Genomic DNA, 17,436 nt, shown 5'->3' with positions numbered 1-17,436 from the left:
AGCCCTTCGGGCGCCTGGGATCGGATCGAAACGTCGCTGGCGAACCCTGCCGGGCCGATCCGTCTCGTGGCAGCGGGGAGGCGCTCGGGGGGGGCGGTTCGCGGTGCGGCCGGGAAGGCCGCCGCGCGCCCGGGTTCCCCGCGTCCCGTCGCCCGCTGCCTCGCGTTGGCGTGCGCTGCAAGTCGCAGGTTGCGTGGATGGGAGCGCGAACGCGCGCGGCACGGCGGACCCGATGGCGCTGGTGACGCCCGGGGACGGGGAGTTTTCCGACGGCTGCCCGGGATGTCGCCCGATAGGCCGGGTGTGCGCCCCCGCCGATCCTGTGCCGGCGACAACTCCATCCACCACGTCAAGGAGGACGTTCCATGCGATGCATCCAGGTTCTGACCCTGAGTGCGCTCATCACCCTGCTGCCGGCCACGGTCGCGCGCGCGCAGCAAGGTCCCGATTACATCGACATCACCGGCTACCTGCAGACCGACGCGCAGTACGAGGCCTGGTTCAATCTCACCCGGGGCCTGCGCCGCGGGTTCGACGAGATCTGCGGCGATACCTTCTGCGAGGGCGAGTACAGCAACATCCAGTCGCTGCGCTACCTGTGCTCGGTGCACCGGGCCAGCGGCCGGATCGGCATGTGCAGCTGGACCTTCGCGGCCAGCCACGAGGAGATCGCCCCGACCAACGGCAGGATCGGGGTCGAGCGCGCCTTCTGGCAGTGCCGTACGCCCTTGCCGGCGGGCACCACCATCGAACAGCTGCTCGCCGCGCTCGGCGACCAGGAGGAACCGTTGTATGCGCCCCTTCCCGGCACGCAGCGCACGATGATGGATGGCCTGATCGATTGCCTGTGATGCGCGCCTCTAGTCCGGCATCGGCAGATACGGGTCGTCGATGCCCAGGCCGGCGAGGATCTCGCGTTCGAGCTGCTCCATCGCGTCGGCTTCGCGGTCGTCGCTGTGATCCCAGCCCAGCAGGTGCAGGACGCCGTGCACGGTGAGGTGCGCGTAGTGGGCCGCGAGCGGCTTCTTCTGTTCGCGGGCCTCGCGCGCCACCACCGGCGCACAGATCACCAGGTCGCCGAGCAGGGGCATGCGCACGCCCGGTGGCAGGCCCTCGGGGAGTTCGGCCGGAAAGCTGAGCACGTTGGTCGCATAGTCCCGGCCGCGGTAGTGGCGGTTGAGCGCGCGGGCTTCCTTCGTGCCGACGACGCGGATCGCCAGGTCGGCTTCGCGGATACGGCCGGCGAGCGCCGCCGCCGTCCATTTGCGGAACGACACCGCCGAAGGCAGGCCCTTGCGCGGGATGGCGTAGCCGACGGCGACGTCGAGGCGGATGGGGCCGCGGGTCATGGCGCGTTCCACTCCTCGGCCCGGTAGGCGATCTCGACCACTTCGGCGTCGGCCGACTTTCGACCGATGTCCGCCGCTTCGGCCGTTTCATGGCAGTTGTAGCCCTGGTGTTCGGTCCCCTGCATCACCATTTCCCGCGCCACCTCTTCCGCCGGGGCCTCCGCGGTCACATGGATCACGGACCTGGCGCACGCCCCCACGTTGGCGACCTCGATCGCGGGGACGAGCGTCCGCGCGGCGCGATCGACGAGGGCGTCGAAGTCCGCCGAAGCGATGCGTTCCTGCGCGGCCGACGCGCGGAGCTTGAAGTAGTACAGCTGCCGGTAGAACAGATAGCCGACCGACTGCATGGGCCAGCCGTGCGGCTGCAGCGTCATGGTCATCGGGAGCTTGCGCCCGGAAGGCCGGTTGCCGGACGCGACGATGGCCAGGATCGCTTCGAGACTGTCCCCGTCCCCGGGCGTGTCCGCTGCGGCGACCGTCGAGTCCTCGACCAGCGCGAACTCCTGTTCGTCCTCCAGCACCAGGTCGGCATAGGTGCCGGCATCGACGGCGCGCGCGAGATCGGCGCGGAACCCGGCCATGCCGCCGGTCAGCGCCGAGGCCCGCGGCATGCGGCCCGCAGGGTAGACATAGACGTCGATGCGGGTTTCCTGGTGTCCCTCGACGGCATAGCGGAAGCCCGCGCCGGAGTATTTCCGGCCCTCGTCGTAGCTGGCGTCCTGCAGCACGAAATCCCCGACCCTGCGTGGCGCGATCAGGTAGCTGGTCTCGACGTAGGGGCGTGCCTGCTCCTGCTCCCGCGGCGCCGCATCCTGCGCGGCGGCCCGTGGCGACACCGGCAGCAGCAGGACGAGCAGGACCTGCAGGATCAGGGAAGCGGGCTTGCCCGGCTGCGCCACGGCGTTGCCTCGGGGAAGGGCGGTCGCGCCAGTCTACGCCGGCCCGGTCTGCGCATCGATCGCGTCGCGACGCTCGTAGGCGTTGACGATGCGCGCCACCAGCGGATGGCGGACCACGTCGCGGGCCTCGAAGAAGGTGAAGTGCACGCCGTCGACGTCGCGCAGCACCTCGATCGCGTCCTTCAGGCCCGACTTCACGTGCTTGGGCAGGTCGATCTGGGTCATGTCGCCGGTGACCACGGCGGTGCTGCCGAAGCCGAGCCGGGTCAGGAACATCTTCATCTGCTCGATGGTGGTGTTCTGCGCCTCGTCCAGGATCACGAAGGCGTCGTTGAGCGTGCGCCCGCGCATGTACGCGAGCGGCGCGATCTCGATCACGTTGCGCTCCAGCAGCTTGACCACCTTCTCCACGCCGAGCATCTCGTACAGCGCGTCGTACAGCGGGCGCAGGTAGGGATCGACCTTCTGGGTCAGGTCGCCGGGCAGGAAGCCGAGTTTCTCGCCCGCTTCCACCGCCGGTCGCACCAGGATCAGGCGCTGCACCCGCGATTCGTTGAGCGCCTCGACCGCCATGGCGACGGCGAGGAAGGTCTTGCCGGTGCCGGCGGGACCGATGCCGAAGTTGATGTCGTGGGTGGCGATGGCGTGCAGGTACTTCGCCTGGTTCGCGCCACGACCGCGGATAGTGCCGCGCTTGACCCGGATCGCCACGTCCTGCGGGACGATATCGTCGACCCGCTCGAGGTTGGCCTGGTTCAGGCGCAGGTTGATGGCGTTGCTGTCGAAGGTCTCGGTCGCCGACTCCTCGTACAGCGCGCGCAGCAGCGCCTCGGCCTGGGCCAGCACCTTCTCGTCGCGGCCGCTGAGGCGGAACACGTTGCCGCGGTTGGCGATCTCGATGCCCAGGCGCAGTTCGACCTGGCGCAGGTGCCCGTCGAACGGACCGGCGAGGTTGGCCAGCCGCTCGGTATCGGGCGGGTCGAGGGTGAAGTCGCGGTGGGGGAGGGGCGGCATAGGGCGAGCAGGGTAGCGCACGCCGGCGCCGGGCCAGAGGCGACGGCGAGCCACTTCGTTCACCCTTCGTTCCGACATTAATTGATTGATCAATTAATATGCGGTCCATGATCGACAAGCCACAGGATCGCGGGGCGGGGCCGGGGCGCAGGCCCCCCCAGCGCCAGCCGGGCCGGCCCACCGGCGATGGCGACCGCCGCGCGCTGGCGCTGGACGCGGCGCTCGCCTGCTATGTGCGGCGTGGCATCGCCGCGACCTCGCTGCGCGACATCGCCCGCGAAGCCGGCATCACCCCCGCGCTGCTGCACTACTACTTCGGCGATGCCGCCGGCCTGCGCGAGGCGGTGATCGGCGAGCGGCTGATGCCGGTGTTCACCGGGATCCGCGACACCCTGCTGGGCATGCCCGACGCGCCCTTGCGCGAAGTCATCGTCGCCTTCGTCGACGGCATCTGCGGGATGATCCGCCGCCACCCCTGGCTGCCGCCGCTGTGGATCCGCGAAGTGGTGAGCGAAGGGGGCGACCTGCGCGACCTGCTGGTCACGCGGCTGGCGCCGCAGATCGCGACGGTGCTGGCCGCGCGCTTCGCCGAGGAGCAGGCGGCCGGCCGGCTCAACCCCGGACTGGACCCGCGGCTGCTGATGGTCTCGCTGGTCGGGCTGACCCTGTTCCCCGCGGCCGGCACGCCCATCTGGCGGCAGATCTTCGCCAGCGACGAGCTCGGCATCGACGACATCCGCGACCACGCGCTCGCCCTGATCGAGCGCGGCCTGGAGCTGCCCGCATGACCCGTACGCCCGCAATCCCTCGAATGCGCGTCGCCGTTGCGCTCGCCGGCCTGCTGTGGCTGGCCGGCTGCGGCGAAGATCCCGCGGCCGCGCTGGGCACCCTGGAGTACGACCGCATCGCGTTGCCGGCCCCCGCCGCCGAGCGCATCGTCGACATCGCCGTGCGCGAGGGCGAACGGGTCGAGGCCGGGGCGCGGATCCTCACCCTCGAACGTACGCGAGGCGACGCCCAGCTCGCCGCGACAGAGGCGGAGGTCGCCCGGCATCGCGAGGCCCTGGCGGAGTTGCGCAACGGCGCGCGCAGCGAAGTCGTCGCCCGCGCACGCGCCAACCTCGACGCAGCGCAGGCGCAGGCCCGCGATGCGCGGGCCTACTACGCGCGCCTGCAGCCGCTCGGCGCGCGCCAGCTGGTGGCCGCAGCGGAAGTCGATCGCGCGGGCGCCGCCGCCGGCAATGCCGATGCCCAGGTGGCGGCGGCGCGCGCGGCGCTGGCCGAACTCGACAACGGCGTGCGCCCGGAGCAGGTGGCGCAGGCCGAGGCCGCGCTCGCCGCCGCGCAAGGGCAGCTGCGTGCGCAGTCGGCCACCACCGGCCGCCTCGACGTGGTCGCACCGCGCGCCGGCCGCATCGACAGCCTGCCCTACCGGCTCGGCGACGAGGCGCCCATCGGCGCGCCGCTGGCGGTGATGCTGGTCGGCGAGGCGCCGTATGCGCGCGTCTACGTGCCCGAGCCTCTGCGTGCCGGCATCGACGTCGGCGATGCGGCCACGGTGCTGGTCGGCGCCGAGGGCGAGCGCCGGTACGGCGGTCGCGTGCGCATGATCCGCAGCGAGCCGACCTTCACCCCGTACTACGCGCTCACCGGCAAGGACGCGGCGCGGCTGAGTTACCTGGCGGAAGTGGAACTCGAGAACGCAGGCGATCTGCCCGCCGGGCTGCCGCTCCGGGTCGAGTTCGGGCCATGAGCCATGGCCCTGCACTCCGGTTCGCGGCGAATGCGGGCGTCGTGCATGCCGGACGCGTCCCCCGGGCGCGGGCATGCGCTGCGCCCGGACGGATGACGCGCGCGTGCCGGGGCTGGTTCCCGGGTGTGCATGTTCGTGACCGTGGCCTCGCCTATGACGCCGCCCCGGCCGGCGGAGCGCGCTGATGGAGGCCGCCGCCGACACCACCGCCATCCAGGCACGCGGCCTGGTCAAGCGCTTCGGCGCGCTGACCGCGGTCGACCATGTCGACCTCACCGTGCCGCAGGCGCATGTGTACGGCTTCCTCGGCCCGAACGGTTCGGGCAAGTCGACCACGATCCGCATGCTCTGCGGCCTGCTCACGCCCAGCGAAGGCGAGATCGAGGTGCTCGGCCTGCGCATCCCCGAGCAGGCCGATGCGCTGCGCCTGCGCATCGGCTACATGACCCAGAAGTTCTCGCTGTTCGAGGACCTGACGGTGCGCGAGAACCTGGAATTCCTCGCCGCCGTCTACGGGCTGCCGCGCAGCCAGGCGCGCACGCGCGTCGACCAGCTGGTCGAGCTCTACCACTTCGGCGATCGCCAACGACAGCTCGCCGGGACGCTGAGCGGCGGGCAGAAGCAGCGCCTGGCGCTGGCGGGCGCGGTGATCCACGAGCCCGAACTGCTGTTCCTCGACGAGCCGACCAGTGCGGTCGATCCCGAGTCGCGCCGCGACTTCTGGGAGAAGCTGTTCGAGCTGGCCGACGCGGGCACCACGTTGCTGGTGTCCACCCACTACATGGACGAGGCCGAGCGCTGCCACCGCATCGCCATCCTCGATCGCGGCGCGCTGGTCGCCGATGGCACGCCCGGTGAACTGGCGCAGGCCCTGCGCGGGCGCGCCGTCGAGGTGCGGGCGGCGCAGCCGCGACGGGCGCAGCGCGTGCTGGCGCGGCTGCCCGGCGTGCTCAGCGTGGCCCAGATCGGCAACAGCCTGCGGGTACTGTCGGCCCCGGGCGAGGACAGCGCCGATGCGGTGTCCGGCGCCCTGCACGAGGCCGCGCTCGATGCGGACGTGCTGCCGGTCGAGGCCAACCTCGAGGACGTGTTCGTCGCCGCGACCCGCGGGCGCGCCGAAGAAGAAGGCGCTCCCGCATGAAGCCGTTGCAACGCCTCTGGGCCGTGGTGGTGAAGGAGCTGCGGCAGATCCGCCGCGACCGCATCAGCCTGGCGATGATCGTGGCGATCCCGGTGATCGACCTGCTGCTGTTCGGCTACGCGATCAACTTCAACCCGCGCAACCTCGACGCGATTGTGGTCGACCAGGCCAACACCGCCGCCTCGCGCGCGACGGTGATGGACATGCGCGCCACCGGCATCATCGAGATCACCGGCGTCGCCGACAGCCCGCAGCAGGCGATGGAGCAGCTGCGGCGCGGCCGGATCAGCGTCGGGATCGTGCTGCCGCCCGACTTCGAGCGTCGCCTCGCCGACGGCAGGCCGGCGGTACAGGTGATGGTCGACGGCACCGACACGGTGGTCCAGGCGGCCGCGAACCAGCTCGCCCAGCTGCCGCTTGGAAGCCGGGCGACGCGGGCCGCGCCGCGGATCGAGGTCGTGGCCTTCTACAACCCCGAGCGCCGCTCCGCGGTCAGCATCGTGCCCGGGCTGATCGGCATCATCCTGACCATGACCATGACCATGTTCACCGCCATGGCGGTGGTGCGCGAACGCGAGCGCGGCAACATGGAGCTCCTGATCGCCACGCCGCTCAGCCGCGCCGAGCTGATGATCGGCAAGGTGCTGCCGTACGCGATCATCGGACTGATCCAGACCACGCTGATCCTGGCGCTCGGCATCTGGATGTTCGACGTGCCCCTGCGCGGCAGCCTGCTCGACGTCTACGTCGCCGCGCTGCTGCTGATCCTGGCCAACCTGGCGATGGGCCTGCTGATCTCCACCCGCGCGCGCACCCAGTTCCAGGCGATCCAGATCACGATGTTCGTGTTCCTGCCCTCGATCCTGATCTCCGGCTTCATGTTCCCCTTCGCCGGCATGCCCGACGTGGTGCAGTGGGGCGCGGAGCTCCTGCCGATGACGCATTTCCTGCGCCTGGTGCGCGGGATCATGCTGCGCGGCGCGAACCTGGTGGAATTGTGGCCCGGCGTGCTGGCGTTGCTGGCGTTCACCGCGGTGACGATGACTGCGGCGATCATGCGGTTCCGCAAGCGGCTGGACTGAGTCGCGGGCCGGACGCAAAGTGCGGGTGCCCGCCACTGGGGCCGACCCCAGCTGTGCGCGGGCGCGCGAGGCGCTATACCTGTCGCATCGCGCCGGCGCTCATTCGTGAGGCCGGCGCTCGTGTGTGCCATGAATCAGGAAACGAAGCAGTGGAAGTGCGGCAGCATTGCGACAAGCGGGGACCGGACGGCCTTCGCCATGTGGCGCGGGGACCGAGACGCGTGGCGTGGCCGCGCGCGCTGGGGTTGTGCGCGGCACTGGCGCTGGCGGCTTGCGGCGTCGCCGACCCGGCGGGCAGGGAAGGCGCCGCGCGCTCCGGAAACGTCGATGGTGGTGGTGCCGCCGCGCAGCCGAAGCCGGCTCTCGTCGACCCGCGTCCACTGCAGGGTGCAGGGGCGGTGGCGTTCGATCCTGCGCGTCCGCAGCTGGCCTGGGCGGCCGGCGCCACGCTGCGCATGCTCGATCTCGAGCAGGGTGTCGAGCTGCGCCGCATCGAGGTCGGCAGCGCGGTCGGAGACCTGGCGATCGCGCCGGACGGCGCGCTCTGGGTGATCGCGGACGGCCTGCAGCTCTGGCGCGACGGCGCACTCGCCTGCCGCGCGGAAGGCGTCGAGCCCGATCGTCTGCTCGCCGTCGATGGCGCCGGCGTGGTGGTCGCCGGCTACACGTACTCGGACGGGATCGGCATGCTGCGCCGGCAGGCGTGGCTCGACGCGCGCTGCCAGGTCGTGGACGAGCGGATCGACCCCCTGCCCGACGGCATCACCGGATCGGAAGCCGACCCCGGCGCGCCGCTCGGCCGCGCGACCCTGCGCCCGGTCCGCCTGCCGGCCACGGAACTCGAGTCGCGCCTGCCCGGCATGCAGTTGCCCGCCGGCGCCGGCGTCACGGGCGCGGTCGCGGTGTCCGGGGACGGGCGCTGGTGGGTGCTCGAAGGCGCCCAGGGACGGACCCTCTGGCGCCGCGACGGGCAGCGGCCGGGCGTCGAGCCTACCGAGGGTGGGCCGCCCGGCGGATAGGGGGCGGTGCCGGGTCGCGGGCCGGAGCAGGGGCGCTCGTGGTCGCCAGGGCTGCGACGCAGGCAATCTGCCGATCGACCGTTGCGCCCCCGGCATGCGGCGGACTTGCGAGCCGGGCGGGCAGAGCCGCTGCGTTGTTCAATCGGTCGAGCGTGCCGGATCGATCCGCAGTTGCGCCTGAAGGGCGTCCAGGAACCGTTCCAGTTCGGCCGTGCGCTGGCGACCGATGGCGCGTCCGGACTCGGTGGACAACGTGGCCGGCAACTGGGCGGTGAATCCCCGCAGCGTCGCTGCAGCGGTGTCGATATCCGTCGCCCACGGATGCCGCGCGACCAGCGACAGGATGCGTGCGGCGCCGATGGCGCCGAGGAAATCGAGCGTGTCGGCATCGTGGAACACGCGCGCTTCGGGCAGGTCGCCCGGGTCGGCGGAGAACATGTGGCCCAGGATGGCTGTCTCGACGTCCGCCAGCTTCGCTTCCGGGAACCCGGTGGGCAGGAGCACCGTCGGCAGCAGATCCACGGAGCGTCGCGCATGGTCGACGCCGTCCTGCCGGAACGGTTCGATCGCGCCGACATCGTGCAGGTACGCCGCCGCGAACAGGACGTCGGCATCGACATCGAGTCCCTCCGCCGCGGCAAGCTGGAGGGACAGCCGATAGTTGCGCTCGGCGTGCTCGACGCCCCAGGCGCTGTGCTGCGCGTGCTCGCTCGCCCATGCGCGCACCGCGTCGCGCCAGGGTGCCTCCGCGGCTGCGGTCGTGGGCAGCGATGCGGCCGCGGCCAGCACCATCGCCGCGAGCAGCCGCCTCATGCGACCACCCGACCGCGCAGCGAATTGCTCATGGCGTCGGTGACGACGACGTCGACGAAGTGGCCGATCAGCCGTGCCGGCGCCGGGAAATTCACCGAGCGCATGTTCTCGGTCTTGCCGGTCAGCTCGTTCGGGTCCTTGCGCGACGGACCTTCGACCAGGATGCGCTGCACGCTGCCGACCATCGCCTGCGAAATCCGCGCGGCATTGGCATTGATGGTCGCCTGCAGGCGCGACAGGCGGGCGTGCTTGACCTCGTCCGGGACGTCGTCGGGCAGGTCGGCAGCCGGCGTGCCCGGGCGCCTGGAATAGATGAAGCTGAAGCTCTGGTCGAAGCCGACCTCCTCGATCAGCTTCATCGTCCTGTCGAAATCGGCATCGGTCTCGCCGGGGAAGCCGACGATGAAATCCGAACTGATCGAGATGTCCGGACGCACGTTGCGCAGCTTGCGGATCTTCTGCTTGAACTCCAGCGCCGTGTAGCCGCGCTTCATCGCCGAGAGGATACGGTCGCTGCCCGATTGCACCGGCAGGTGCAGGTAGTTCGCCAGCTGCGGCACGTCGCGATAGGCCTCGACCAGCGAGTCGGAGAACTCCAGCGGGTGGGAGGTGGTGAAGCGGATGCGGTCGATGCCGTCGATCCCGGCGAGGGTGCGGATCAGCAGGCCGAGGTCGGCCGGTTCGTCGGCGCCTTCCATCGCGCCGCGATAGGCATTGACGTTCTGGCCGAGCAGGTTGACCTCGCGCACGCCCTGTGCGGCCAGGCGCACCACCTCCACCAGCACGTCCTCGAACGGGCGGCTGATCTCGGTGCCGCGCGTGTACGGCACCACGCAGAAGCTGCAGTACTTGCTGCAGCCTTCCATGATCGAGACGAACGCGCTCGGGCCTTCGGCGCGCGGCTCGGGCAGCCGGTCGAACTTCTCGATCTCGGGGAAGCTGATGTCGACCTGCGGGCGCGCCTGTTCGCGTCGCGCGCGGATCAGTTCCGGCAGCCGGTGCAGGGTCTGCGGCCCGAACACCAGGTCGACGTAGGGTGCGCGCCGGATGATCGCCTCGCCCTCCTGCGACGCCACGCAGCCGCCGACGCCGATGATCACCTCGCGCCCGTCGGCCTTGCGCCGGCTTTCCTTGAGCAGGCGCCAGCGGCCGAGCTGGCTGAACACCTTCTCCTGCGCCTTCTCGCGGATCGAGCAGGTGTTGACCAGCACCACGTCGGCCTCCTCGACGTCGTCGGTCAGCTCCAGGCCGTCGCTGGCGGCCAGTACGTCGGCCATCTTCGCCGAGTCGTACTCGTTCATCTGGCAGCCGTGGGTCTGGATGAAGAGCTTTCCCCGCGGCGGCGAGCCGTCGCCAGGCGTACCTCGCCGTGCGGCGGCAGGGCGGGCGTGGGCAGGGGCCGGGGCCTCGGCGTGGAGGGGCAGTTCGGTCATGGGGTCTCCGGGGGCACGGCGCTGAGTCCGGGCCGGATGGCGGGCGGCGCGAGGCCGGGATCACGAAGCAGATAGTGTAGGCCCGGTCGCCGGTTTGCGCGTCCGGTTCCAGAACCGTGCGCCGTTTAACAATCAAGGACTTGGCAGGCGGGCGGTAAGGGTGGACACTGGGCACATGAAAGGGGGGTGGGGACTCTTCGCGGTCTTGGGGCTGGCGCTCGTGGCGCCGGCCGCGCCCGCGTGGGCGGGCACCATCTACCGCTGCGATGGCGAAGACGGCTCGCGCAGCTACGTCAGCAAGCAGGTCAAGGGCGCCAGGTGCGTCGCGGTCAGCAACTATCGCAGCGCGCCGTCCGCCCGCGCCCCGAAGCCCGCGCCATGGTTGCCGGCTGCCGGCAGCGCATCGCCCGGCAACGCGGTGGCCGGCTCCCCGGCGACGATCCACAACAACCCGCCCGCGACCTTCATGGGCGGCGCGGGTTCGACCGCCACGCCGGCGATCGCCGCGGCCGGCCCTGCAGCGCCGGTGGCGGTCGCCTCGGTCGCACCGGCGCAGCCCTCGCGACGCCTGCAGCAGGGACAGGTCTATTCCTACGTGAAGGATGGCGTCCGCCACTACACCAGCCAGCGGCCCAAGGGCCCGGGCGCCAGCGCGGTGCGGACGATCAACTACAGTTTCTTCGAGACCTGCTACGCCTGCGCACCGCTGCCGGGCGTGAATTTCGGCAACGTGCGCCTGAACACGGCGTCGTACGCCGCCGAAGTCAAGGCGGCAGCGGCCGAGTTCGGCGTCGAGGAGGCGATCGTCCGCGCGATCATGCATGCCGAGTCGGCCTTCAACCCCAACGCGCTCTCGCGCGCCGGCGCCCAGGGCCTGATGCAGCTGATGCCCGCCACCGCCCAGCGCTTCGGCGTGGTCAACGCCTACGACCCGGCGCAGAACATCCGCGGCGGCGTCGAGTACCTGGCCTGGCTGCTCAAGCGTTTCAACGGCGACCTGACCCTGGCCGCGGCCGGCTACAACGCGGGCGAGGGCGCGGTGGATCGCCACAAGGGTGTTCCGCCCTACGGCGAGACCCAGCGCTACGTGGTCCGCGTCGGCCAGCTGGCCGAGCGCTATCGCGGCCATCTCGCCGCGAACTGAGGCGAGGCGGACGCAGCGCCCGCGCGTTGCGCGGCATTCGGCCTGCCCCATCGATCAACCGGCTCCGGTTTCAGGCACCGGCTGGCATCGCCCGGCCCCGCGGCGCTTCGCGCCCATGCCGACCGGTCTGCGCGCGCCACGATAACTGCCTGATCCGGCGCAGGAAACTTCGGTCCGGAGAGTGCAGACGTTGTCGCCGGATTCAGCGTTCCGTTACACTTCGGCGTTATTTGCGGCTGTCTCCGGGGACGGGGCGGTACGCGGCAGCCACATCAATCAGCTACCGAAAGTTTCGCGGAGAGCCGGATGGCCAACGAAGCGGTATTCGACCCCGACGAGCGCGGGGAACCCGATCACAAGGGCCGACGTCGGTTCCTGACCGCCACGACCGTGGCGGTCGGCGCGGTGGGGGCCGGGTTCGCGGCCATCCCGTTCATCAAGTCCTGGAACCCGAGTGCCCGCGCGCAGCTCGCGGGTGCGCCGGTGACGGTGGACATCAGCGCCCTGCAGGACGGCCAGCGCCTGATGGTGGAATGGCGTGGCCAGCCGATCTGGATCGTCAAGCGCTCGGCGGCCATCCTCGCGGCGTTGCCGACACTCGAAAGTGAACTGCGCGACCCCAACTCCGAGAACGCCGACCAGCAGCCCGCCTACATCCAGCAGGAAAGCCCGCAGCTGCGCTCGTTCAGGCCGGAAATCTCCGTGCTGGTAGGCCTGTGCACGCACCTGGGCTGCTCTCCGGAAATGGTCGCCGAAATCCGCCCCGAGCCGTTCGATCCGAACTGGAAGGGCGGCTACTTCTGCCCCTGCCACAAGTCGAAGTTCGACATGGCGGGCCGCGTCTACCAGGGCGTCCCGGCGCCGACCAACCTGGTGGTTCCGCCGCACCATTTCGCGGACGACGGCACCATCGTCGTCGGCGTCGACCCGGGAGCGGCGTGACATGGCCAACGTGATCGAACGCGGCGTCAACGGCGCCTGGGACTGGTTCACCGCGCGTGCGCCGGGTTTCATGCCCTTCTACCGCAAGCACATGTCGGAGTACTACGCTCCGAAGAACTTCAACATCTGGTACATCTTCGGCGTGCTGTCGATCGTGGTGCTGGTCAACCAGATCCTGACCGGCATCTTCCTGACGATGCACTTCAAGCCGAGCGCGGAGGAAGCCTTCGCCTCGGTCGAATACATCATGCGCGACGTGGAGTGGGGCTGGCTGATCCGCTACATGCACAGCACCGGCGCCTCGCTGTTTTTCATCGTCGTCTACATCCACATGTTCCGCGGCCTGATGTACGGCAGCTACCAGAAGCCGCGCGAGCTGGTGTGGATCCTCGGCATGCTGATCTACCTGGTGCTGATGGCCGAGGCGTTCCTGGGCTACGTGCTGCCGTGGGGGCAGATGTCGTTCTGGGGCGCGAAGGTGATCATCTCGCTGTTCGGCGCGATCCCGGTGATCGGCAACGGCCTGACCGAGTGGATCATGGGCGACTACCTGCCCAGCGACGCGACGCTCAATCGCTTCTTCGCTCTGCACGTGATCGCGCTGCCGCTGGTGCTGCTGCTGCTGGTGGTGCTGCACCTGGGCGCGCTGCACGAGGTGGGTTCGAACAACCCCGACGGCGTGGAGATCAAGAAGGGACCGAAGGGCAACCGCTGGTCGGCCAACGCCCCGGCCGACGGCATCCCGTTCCACCCGTACTACACGGTCAAGGACGGCTTCTACGTCTGCTTCTTCCTGATCATCGGTGCGTTCATCATCTTCTTCGCGCCGGCGTTCGGCGGCTGGTTCCTCGAGCACGACAACTTCACCGAGGCCAACCGCCTGGTGACGCCCGCGCACATCAAGCCGGTGTGGTACTACACGCCCTACTACGCGATGCTGCGCGTGGTCCCGCACAAGCTCTCGGGCGTGCTGGTGATGTTCGGCGCGATCGTGATCCTGTTCCTGCTGCCGTGGCTGGATCGCGCCAGGGTCAAGTCCTACCGCTACCGCGGCCTGCTGTCGAAGGTGCTGCTGGGCCTGTTCGCGATCAGCTTCATCTGGCTCGGCAAGATCGGCGCCGGCCCCGGCACCGATCCGGTCGAGACGATCGTCGGCCGGTTCCTGACCGCCTTCTACTTCCTGTTCTTCCTGACGATGCCGCTGTGGACGAGTTGGGACAAGACCAAGCCGGTGCCGGATCGGGTGACGACGCATGACTAAGACATTCATGGCCCGCATCGCCGCAGTCGCCGGCGGGTTGCTGCTGTCGTTCGCCGCGCTGGCCGCGGGTGGCGGCGACCTGCAACAGGCCGGCACCGACCTGAACGACCGCGCATCCCTGCAGCGCGGCGCGCAGCTCTACATGAACTACTGCGCCGGCTGCCACTCGCTGAAATACCTGCGCTACTCGCGCATGGCCGACGACCTGGGCCTGACCGAGGACGAGGTGATGAACCACCTCAACCTCACCGGCGCCAAGTTCGGCGAGCACATCGTCTCGTCGATGCCGGCCGAGCAGGCGGCGAAATGGTTCGGGCAGGTGCCGCCGGACCTGAGCCTGATCACCCGCGTGCGCGGCAGCGACTGGGTCTACACCTACATGAAGTCGTTCTACCTCGACGACACGCGCCCGCTCGGCTGGAACAACACCTTGTTCCCGAATGCCTCCATGCCCAACCCGCTGTGGAAGCAGCAGGGCCTGCAGCACGCGGTGTTCGGCGAATCCGACCCGGCGACGGGCGACACGCTGGTCGAGCATCTGGAAGTGTCGACCCCCGGCACGCAGAGCGCGGCCGAGTTCGACCAGACCGTGCGCGACCTCACCGCCTTCCTCGAGTACGCAGGCGAGCCCGCTGCGCTCAAGCGCCAGGGCATCGGCGTGTGGGTGATCCTGTTCCTGTCGTTCCTGACGCTGCTCGCGTGGCTGCTCAAGAACGAATACTGGAGGGACGTGCATTAGTTCGGCGAGGGCACCGGATGCGCGCGGCCTGGACGAGGCGGATCGCGCCGCCGGTGGCTTCATCTGGGGACGCGAAACCGGGGTGACCGGCTGCGATGGGTGGCCGGCACCGTGCGATCGGCGGATTCCGGTCGCGGGAGAAGGCCGTTGATGGCTGCGAGTCCACGTATGCGCAATGCAATGACCCTGTTTTCGTCCGTCGACGACGTTCTGTGCCACCGCGTGCGGCTGGTGCTCGCCGCGAAGGGCGTCACCTACGACATGGTGCCGGTCGATCCGCAGAATCCGCCGCCGGATCTGATCGACCTCAATCCCTACCACTCGGTGCCGACCCTGGTCGAGCGCGACCAGGTGCTGTACGCCGCCAGCGTGGTCAGCGAGTACCTCGACGAGCGCTACCCGCATCCGCCATTGATGCCGGTCGACCCGCTGTCGCGCGCGCGCCTGCGCCTGGCGATGCTGCGCATCGAGCACGACTGGGTGCCGCAGGTGCAGGCCATCCAGTTCGGCGGCAGGCAACAGGCCGATGCCGGCCGCAAGCGGCTGAAGGAACTGCTGACCGCCTCGATCCCGCTGTTCAAGGCCAGCAAGTTCTTCCTCAACCCCGAGATGAGCCTGGCCGACTGCGCGATGGCACCGATCATCTGGCGCCTGCCTGCGCTCGACGTGCCCCTGCCGAAGGACGGGAAGGTGATCGAGGACTACGGCAACCGCATCTTCCGCAACCCCGGCTTCGCCCGCAGCCTGACGCCGCAGGAGAAGAACCTGCGCGAGATGCCGGACTGATCGCGGCGGAAACCCGGGCCGGAGTGCGGTTTCCGCCCGCGGAATCCGCACTCTGACTCTCGATCCGCCCGATCCCGTCACGTGCCGTAGTCCTGCGATGCCCGATACCCCGCCCGCCATGACCAGCCATCGTCCGTACCTGTTGCGGGCGCTGTACGAGTGGATCTCCGACAACGGGATGACGCCGCATATCCTGGTGGACGCGCAATCGCCGGGCGTGCGCGTGCCCGCGCATACGGTGAAGGAAGGGCGGGTCGTACTCAACATCGCCGACCGCGCCGTCGCCAAGCTCGAGCTGGACAACGAAGCGGTGCGCTTCACCGCGCGCTTCGGCGGCGTCAGCCACCCGGTGGTGGTGCCGGTGTCCGCGGTGCTCGCGATCTATGCGCGCGAGACCGGACAGGGCATGGCCCTGCCCGAGGAAGCCGGCCCCACCCACCCCGACGACGAACCGACGCCGCCCGACGAGACGCCCGGCGACGACAACGCCCCCCGGCGCGGGGCGCATCTGCGGGTGATCAAGTAGGCGCCTCGCGCGGGCACGATCGCGCGCGAGGAGGATTGCCCAGACATCCTCGTGCGTCGACGGCTGCCAACGCGCCGTCCCCTTCGCAAGGACGGGTCAGTGCAGCACCACCGCCTGCGCCGCGCGCGCGGGTCCGCTGAACCGCACCAGTTCTTCCCCGTGCAGCACCAGACGGCCGACGTGCCGCTGCACGCCGTCCTCGGAGTACTCGAAGCGGAAGCTGCGCTCCAGTCCCAGCCGGCCGTCGGCGCGGCGGCGCAGGCGCAGTCCGCTGGCGTGCACGCTCTGGTCCAGCCAGATCACGCCCGCCGCCTGGCAGGCGTGACGGCCGACGGCGGCCGCCCGTTCGGCCGCGGCGCGCGACGCGTTCCACCACGCGTACGCAGCGGCGCCGGCGATCATCAGGAAGATCAGGACGGGGAAGTCGGCCATGACGCGAATGTGATGCCGATTGCAGCGGTTTGCAATCGGGCGTGTCGATCGGAGGCGCCGCTGCGCGGGCAGGGAAGTCGCTGACCCGGTTCGGGCATTTGCCTGCGTGAGCTGACGGCGAGCGCCTCGATCGCGCATCGTCCGCGGAAGATCCGGGCGCGCGGCTCAGTCCGACGCCGTGTCCGGCGGTGGGCCGAGCTTGAGCGAGAGGTCGATCGCGCGGACATGCTTGGTCAACGCGCCGATCGAGATGCAGTCCACGCCGTCCGCGGCGATGGCGCGCAGGCCGTCGAGATCCACGCCGCCCGAGACCTCCAGCGGGATCCTCCCCGCGAACGGCGCGGCGTGAGCGATGCGCACGGCCTCGCGCCGCGTCGCCGCGTCGAAATCGTCGATCAGGATGCGGTCGCAACCCTCGGCCAGGGCCTCGCGGAGTTGGGCCAGGGTCTCGACCTCGACGATCAGCGGCAGCGTCGGCTGCGCCGCGCGCGCGGCGCGGATCGCCGCGGCGACCGAGCCGAAGGCGCGCACGTGGTTCTCCTTCAGCATCACCGCATCGAACAGGCCGATCCGGTGGTTGACGCCGCCACCCACGCGCACCGCGTACTTCTGCGCGATCCGCAGGCCGGGAAGCGTCTTGCGGGTGTCGAGGATCCGCGCCCGCGTGCCGCGCACCGCGTCGACGTGCGTGGCGACGCTGGTCGCCGTGCCGCTCAGGGTCTGCAGGAAATTCAGCGACGCGCGCTCGGCGCTGACCAGCGCCCGGGCTCGGCCCTGCAGCGTGGCGAGCACGGTGCCGCTTTCGACGCGGTCGCCCTCGGCCACGCGCCAGTCGATGCGGACCCCGGGGTCGAGCTCGCGATGGCAGGCATCGAACCAGGGGCGGCCGCAGATCACCGCGTGTTCCTTGCACAGCAGGTAGGCGCTGTCGGCGACGTCCGGGAGCAGGGCCGCGGTGGCGTCGCCGTCGCCGAGGTCCTCGGCGAGCGCGCGCGCGACGTCCGCGGCGACGACCCCGGCCGGCGGCGGGGCGAAGCGGAGGCTGGTCGCAGGGTCGGATCCGGACATGGCGATTCGTGTCTCCGTAAGGCGGTGTGCCT

General features: G+C 70.3%; 19 protein-coding genes. 12 read left to right on the top strand and 7 right to left on the bottom strand.

Annotated elements, in window-relative coordinates:
• The first annotated feature begins 365 nt into the window (after positions 1–365).
• Complete coding sequence (locus JMO03_RS05440) at positions 366–851, top strand: hypothetical protein (protein ID WP_202841143.1); 486 nt, start codon at positions 366–368, stop codon at positions 849–851.
• A gap of 9 nt (positions 852–860) precedes the next feature.
• Here the strand turns inward: JMO03_RS05440 and ybeY are convergent, their stop codons facing one another.
• Genes ybeY through JMO03_RS05425 form a run of 3 tightly spaced genes read right to left on the bottom strand, consistent with a single transcriptional unit; the run spans position 861 to position 3,265 of the window.
• Positions 861–1,349: an rRNA maturation RNase YbeY gene (gene ybeY / locus JMO03_RS05435; RefSeq protein ID WP_202841141.1), complete on the bottom strand. Its 489-nt coding sequence runs from the start codon at positions 1,347–1,349 to the stop codon at positions 861–863.
• Positions 1,346–2,251, bottom strand: coding sequence for a hypothetical protein (locus JMO03_RS05430; RefSeq protein ID WP_202841139.1), 906 nt, complete (start codon positions 2,249–2,251; stop codon positions 1,346–1,348). The genes ybeY and JMO03_RS05430 overlap by 4 nt, the downstream gene beginning before the upstream one ends.
• A 33-nt stretch (positions 2,252–2,284) precedes the next feature.
• Entirely contained in the window at positions 2,285–3,265 is a 981-nt protein-coding gene (locus JMO03_RS05425; RefSeq protein WP_202841137.1) for a PhoH family protein, read from the bottom strand.
• 107 nt (positions 3,266–3,372) lie between these two features.
• Between JMO03_RS05425 and JMO03_RS05420 the strand changes: the two genes are divergently transcribed.
• The 5 genes from JMO03_RS05420 to JMO03_RS05400 all read left to right on the top strand — a co-directional run bounded on the left by JMO03_RS05420 (position 3,373) and on the right by JMO03_RS05400 (position 8,260).
• Complete coding sequence (locus tag JMO03_RS05420) at positions 3,373–4,053, top strand: TetR/AcrR family transcriptional regulator (RefSeq protein ID WP_238345920.1); 681 nt, start codon at positions 3,373–3,375, stop codon at positions 4,051–4,053.
• A gap of 23 nt (positions 4,054–4,076) precedes the next feature.
• On the top strand, positions 4,077–5,018 hold the full coding sequence (locus JMO03_RS05415) for an HlyD family secretion protein (RefSeq protein WP_202841133.1): 942 nt from the start codon (positions 4,077–4,079) through the stop codon (positions 5,016–5,018).
• Between the two features lie 211 nt (positions 5,019–5,229).
• Complete coding sequence (locus JMO03_RS05410) at positions 5,230–6,159, top strand: ATP-binding cassette domain-containing protein (protein ID WP_202841293.1); 930 nt, start codon at positions 5,230–5,232, stop codon at positions 6,157–6,159.
• Positions 6,156–7,241, top strand: coding sequence for an ABC transporter permease (locus tag JMO03_RS05405; RefSeq protein WP_202841131.1), 1,086 nt, complete (start codon positions 6,156–6,158; stop codon positions 7,239–7,241). The genes JMO03_RS05410 and JMO03_RS05405 overlap by 4 nt, the downstream gene beginning before the upstream one ends.
• A gap of 221 nt (positions 7,242–7,462) precedes the next feature.
• Positions 7,463–8,260 (top strand): hypothetical protein, encoded by a 798-nt coding sequence (locus tag JMO03_RS05400; protein WP_202841129.1) that lies wholly within the window; start codon positions 7,463–7,465, stop codon positions 8,258–8,260.
• A 138-nt stretch (positions 8,261–8,398) separates the two neighbouring features.
• Here the strand turns inward: JMO03_RS05400 and JMO03_RS05395 are convergent, their stop codons facing one another.
• Positions 8,399–9,073: an HD domain-containing protein gene (locus JMO03_RS05395; RefSeq protein WP_202841127.1), complete on the bottom strand. Its 675-nt coding sequence runs from the start codon at positions 9,071–9,073 to the stop codon at positions 8,399–8,401.
• Positions 9,070–10,506: a tRNA (N6-isopentenyl adenosine(37)-C2)-methylthiotransferase MiaB gene (gene miaB, locus JMO03_RS05390; RefSeq protein WP_202841125.1), complete on the bottom strand. Its 1,437-nt coding sequence runs from the start codon at positions 10,504–10,506 to the stop codon at positions 9,070–9,072. The genes JMO03_RS05395 and miaB overlap by 4 nt, the downstream gene beginning before the upstream one ends.
• A 175-nt stretch (positions 10,507–10,681) precedes the next feature.
• Between miaB and JMO03_RS05385 the strand changes: the two genes are divergently transcribed.
• The 6 genes from JMO03_RS05385 (at position 10,682) to JMO03_RS05360 (ending at position 15,904) form a co-directional block, all read left to right on the top strand.
• Complete coding sequence (locus JMO03_RS05385) at positions 10,682–11,650, top strand: lytic transglycosylase domain-containing protein (RefSeq protein ID WP_202841123.1); 969 nt, start codon at positions 10,682–10,684, stop codon at positions 11,648–11,650.
• A 306-nt stretch (positions 11,651–11,956) separates the two neighbouring features.
• Positions 11,957–12,592, top strand: coding sequence for a ubiquinol-cytochrome c reductase iron-sulfur subunit (petA, locus tag JMO03_RS05380; protein ID WP_202841122.1), 636 nt, complete (start codon positions 11,957–11,959; stop codon positions 12,590–12,592).
• A gap of 1 nt (position 12,593) precedes the next feature.
• Positions 12,594–13,853: a cytochrome b gene (locus JMO03_RS05375; protein WP_202841120.1), complete on the top strand. Its 1,260-nt coding sequence runs from the start codon at positions 12,594–12,596 to the stop codon at positions 13,851–13,853.
• A complete protein-coding gene (locus tag JMO03_RS05370; RefSeq protein WP_202841118.1) occupies positions 13,846–14,592 on the top strand; it encodes a cytochrome c1 in 747 nt (248 codons plus the stop codon). The genes JMO03_RS05375 and JMO03_RS05370 overlap by 8 nt, the downstream gene beginning before the upstream one ends.
• A 150-nt stretch (positions 14,593–14,742) precedes the next feature.
• Positions 14,743–15,378: a glutathione S-transferase N-terminal domain-containing protein gene (locus JMO03_RS05365; RefSeq protein WP_202841116.1), complete on the top strand. Its 636-nt coding sequence runs from the start codon at positions 14,743–14,745 to the stop codon at positions 15,376–15,378.
• A 97-nt stretch (positions 15,379–15,475) separates the two neighbouring features.
• Positions 15,476–15,904 (top strand): ClpXP protease specificity-enhancing factor, encoded by a 429-nt coding sequence (locus JMO03_RS05360; protein WP_425491784.1) that lies wholly within the window; start codon positions 15,476–15,478, stop codon positions 15,902–15,904.
• A 96-nt stretch (positions 15,905–16,000) separates the two neighbouring features.
• On the opposite strand, the gene JMO03_RS05355 is transcribed toward JMO03_RS05360, so the two are convergent.
• Both JMO03_RS05355 and nadC read right to left on the bottom strand, forming a co-directional pair.
• Complete coding sequence (locus tag JMO03_RS05355; protein WP_202841112.1) at positions 16,001–16,336, bottom strand: DUF3301 domain-containing protein; 336 nt, start codon at positions 16,334–16,336, stop codon at positions 16,001–16,003.
• 165 nt (positions 16,337–16,501) lie between these two features.
• Complete coding sequence (gene nadC / locus JMO03_RS05350) at positions 16,502–17,404, bottom strand: carboxylating nicotinate-nucleotide diphosphorylase (protein ID WP_202841110.1); 903 nt, start codon at positions 17,402–17,404, stop codon at positions 16,502–16,504.
• Between the last annotated feature and the right edge of the window lie 32 nt (positions 17,405–17,436).

Source organism: Luteimonas saliphila (genome assembly GCF_016774335.1).
Taxonomy (GTDB): Bacteria; Pseudomonadota; Gammaproteobacteria; order Xanthomonadales; family Xanthomonadaceae; genus Luteimonas; species Luteimonas saliphila.
Note: the sequence above shows the minus strand (reverse complement) of the source record. Positions and strands in the feature narration are given on the sequence as shown.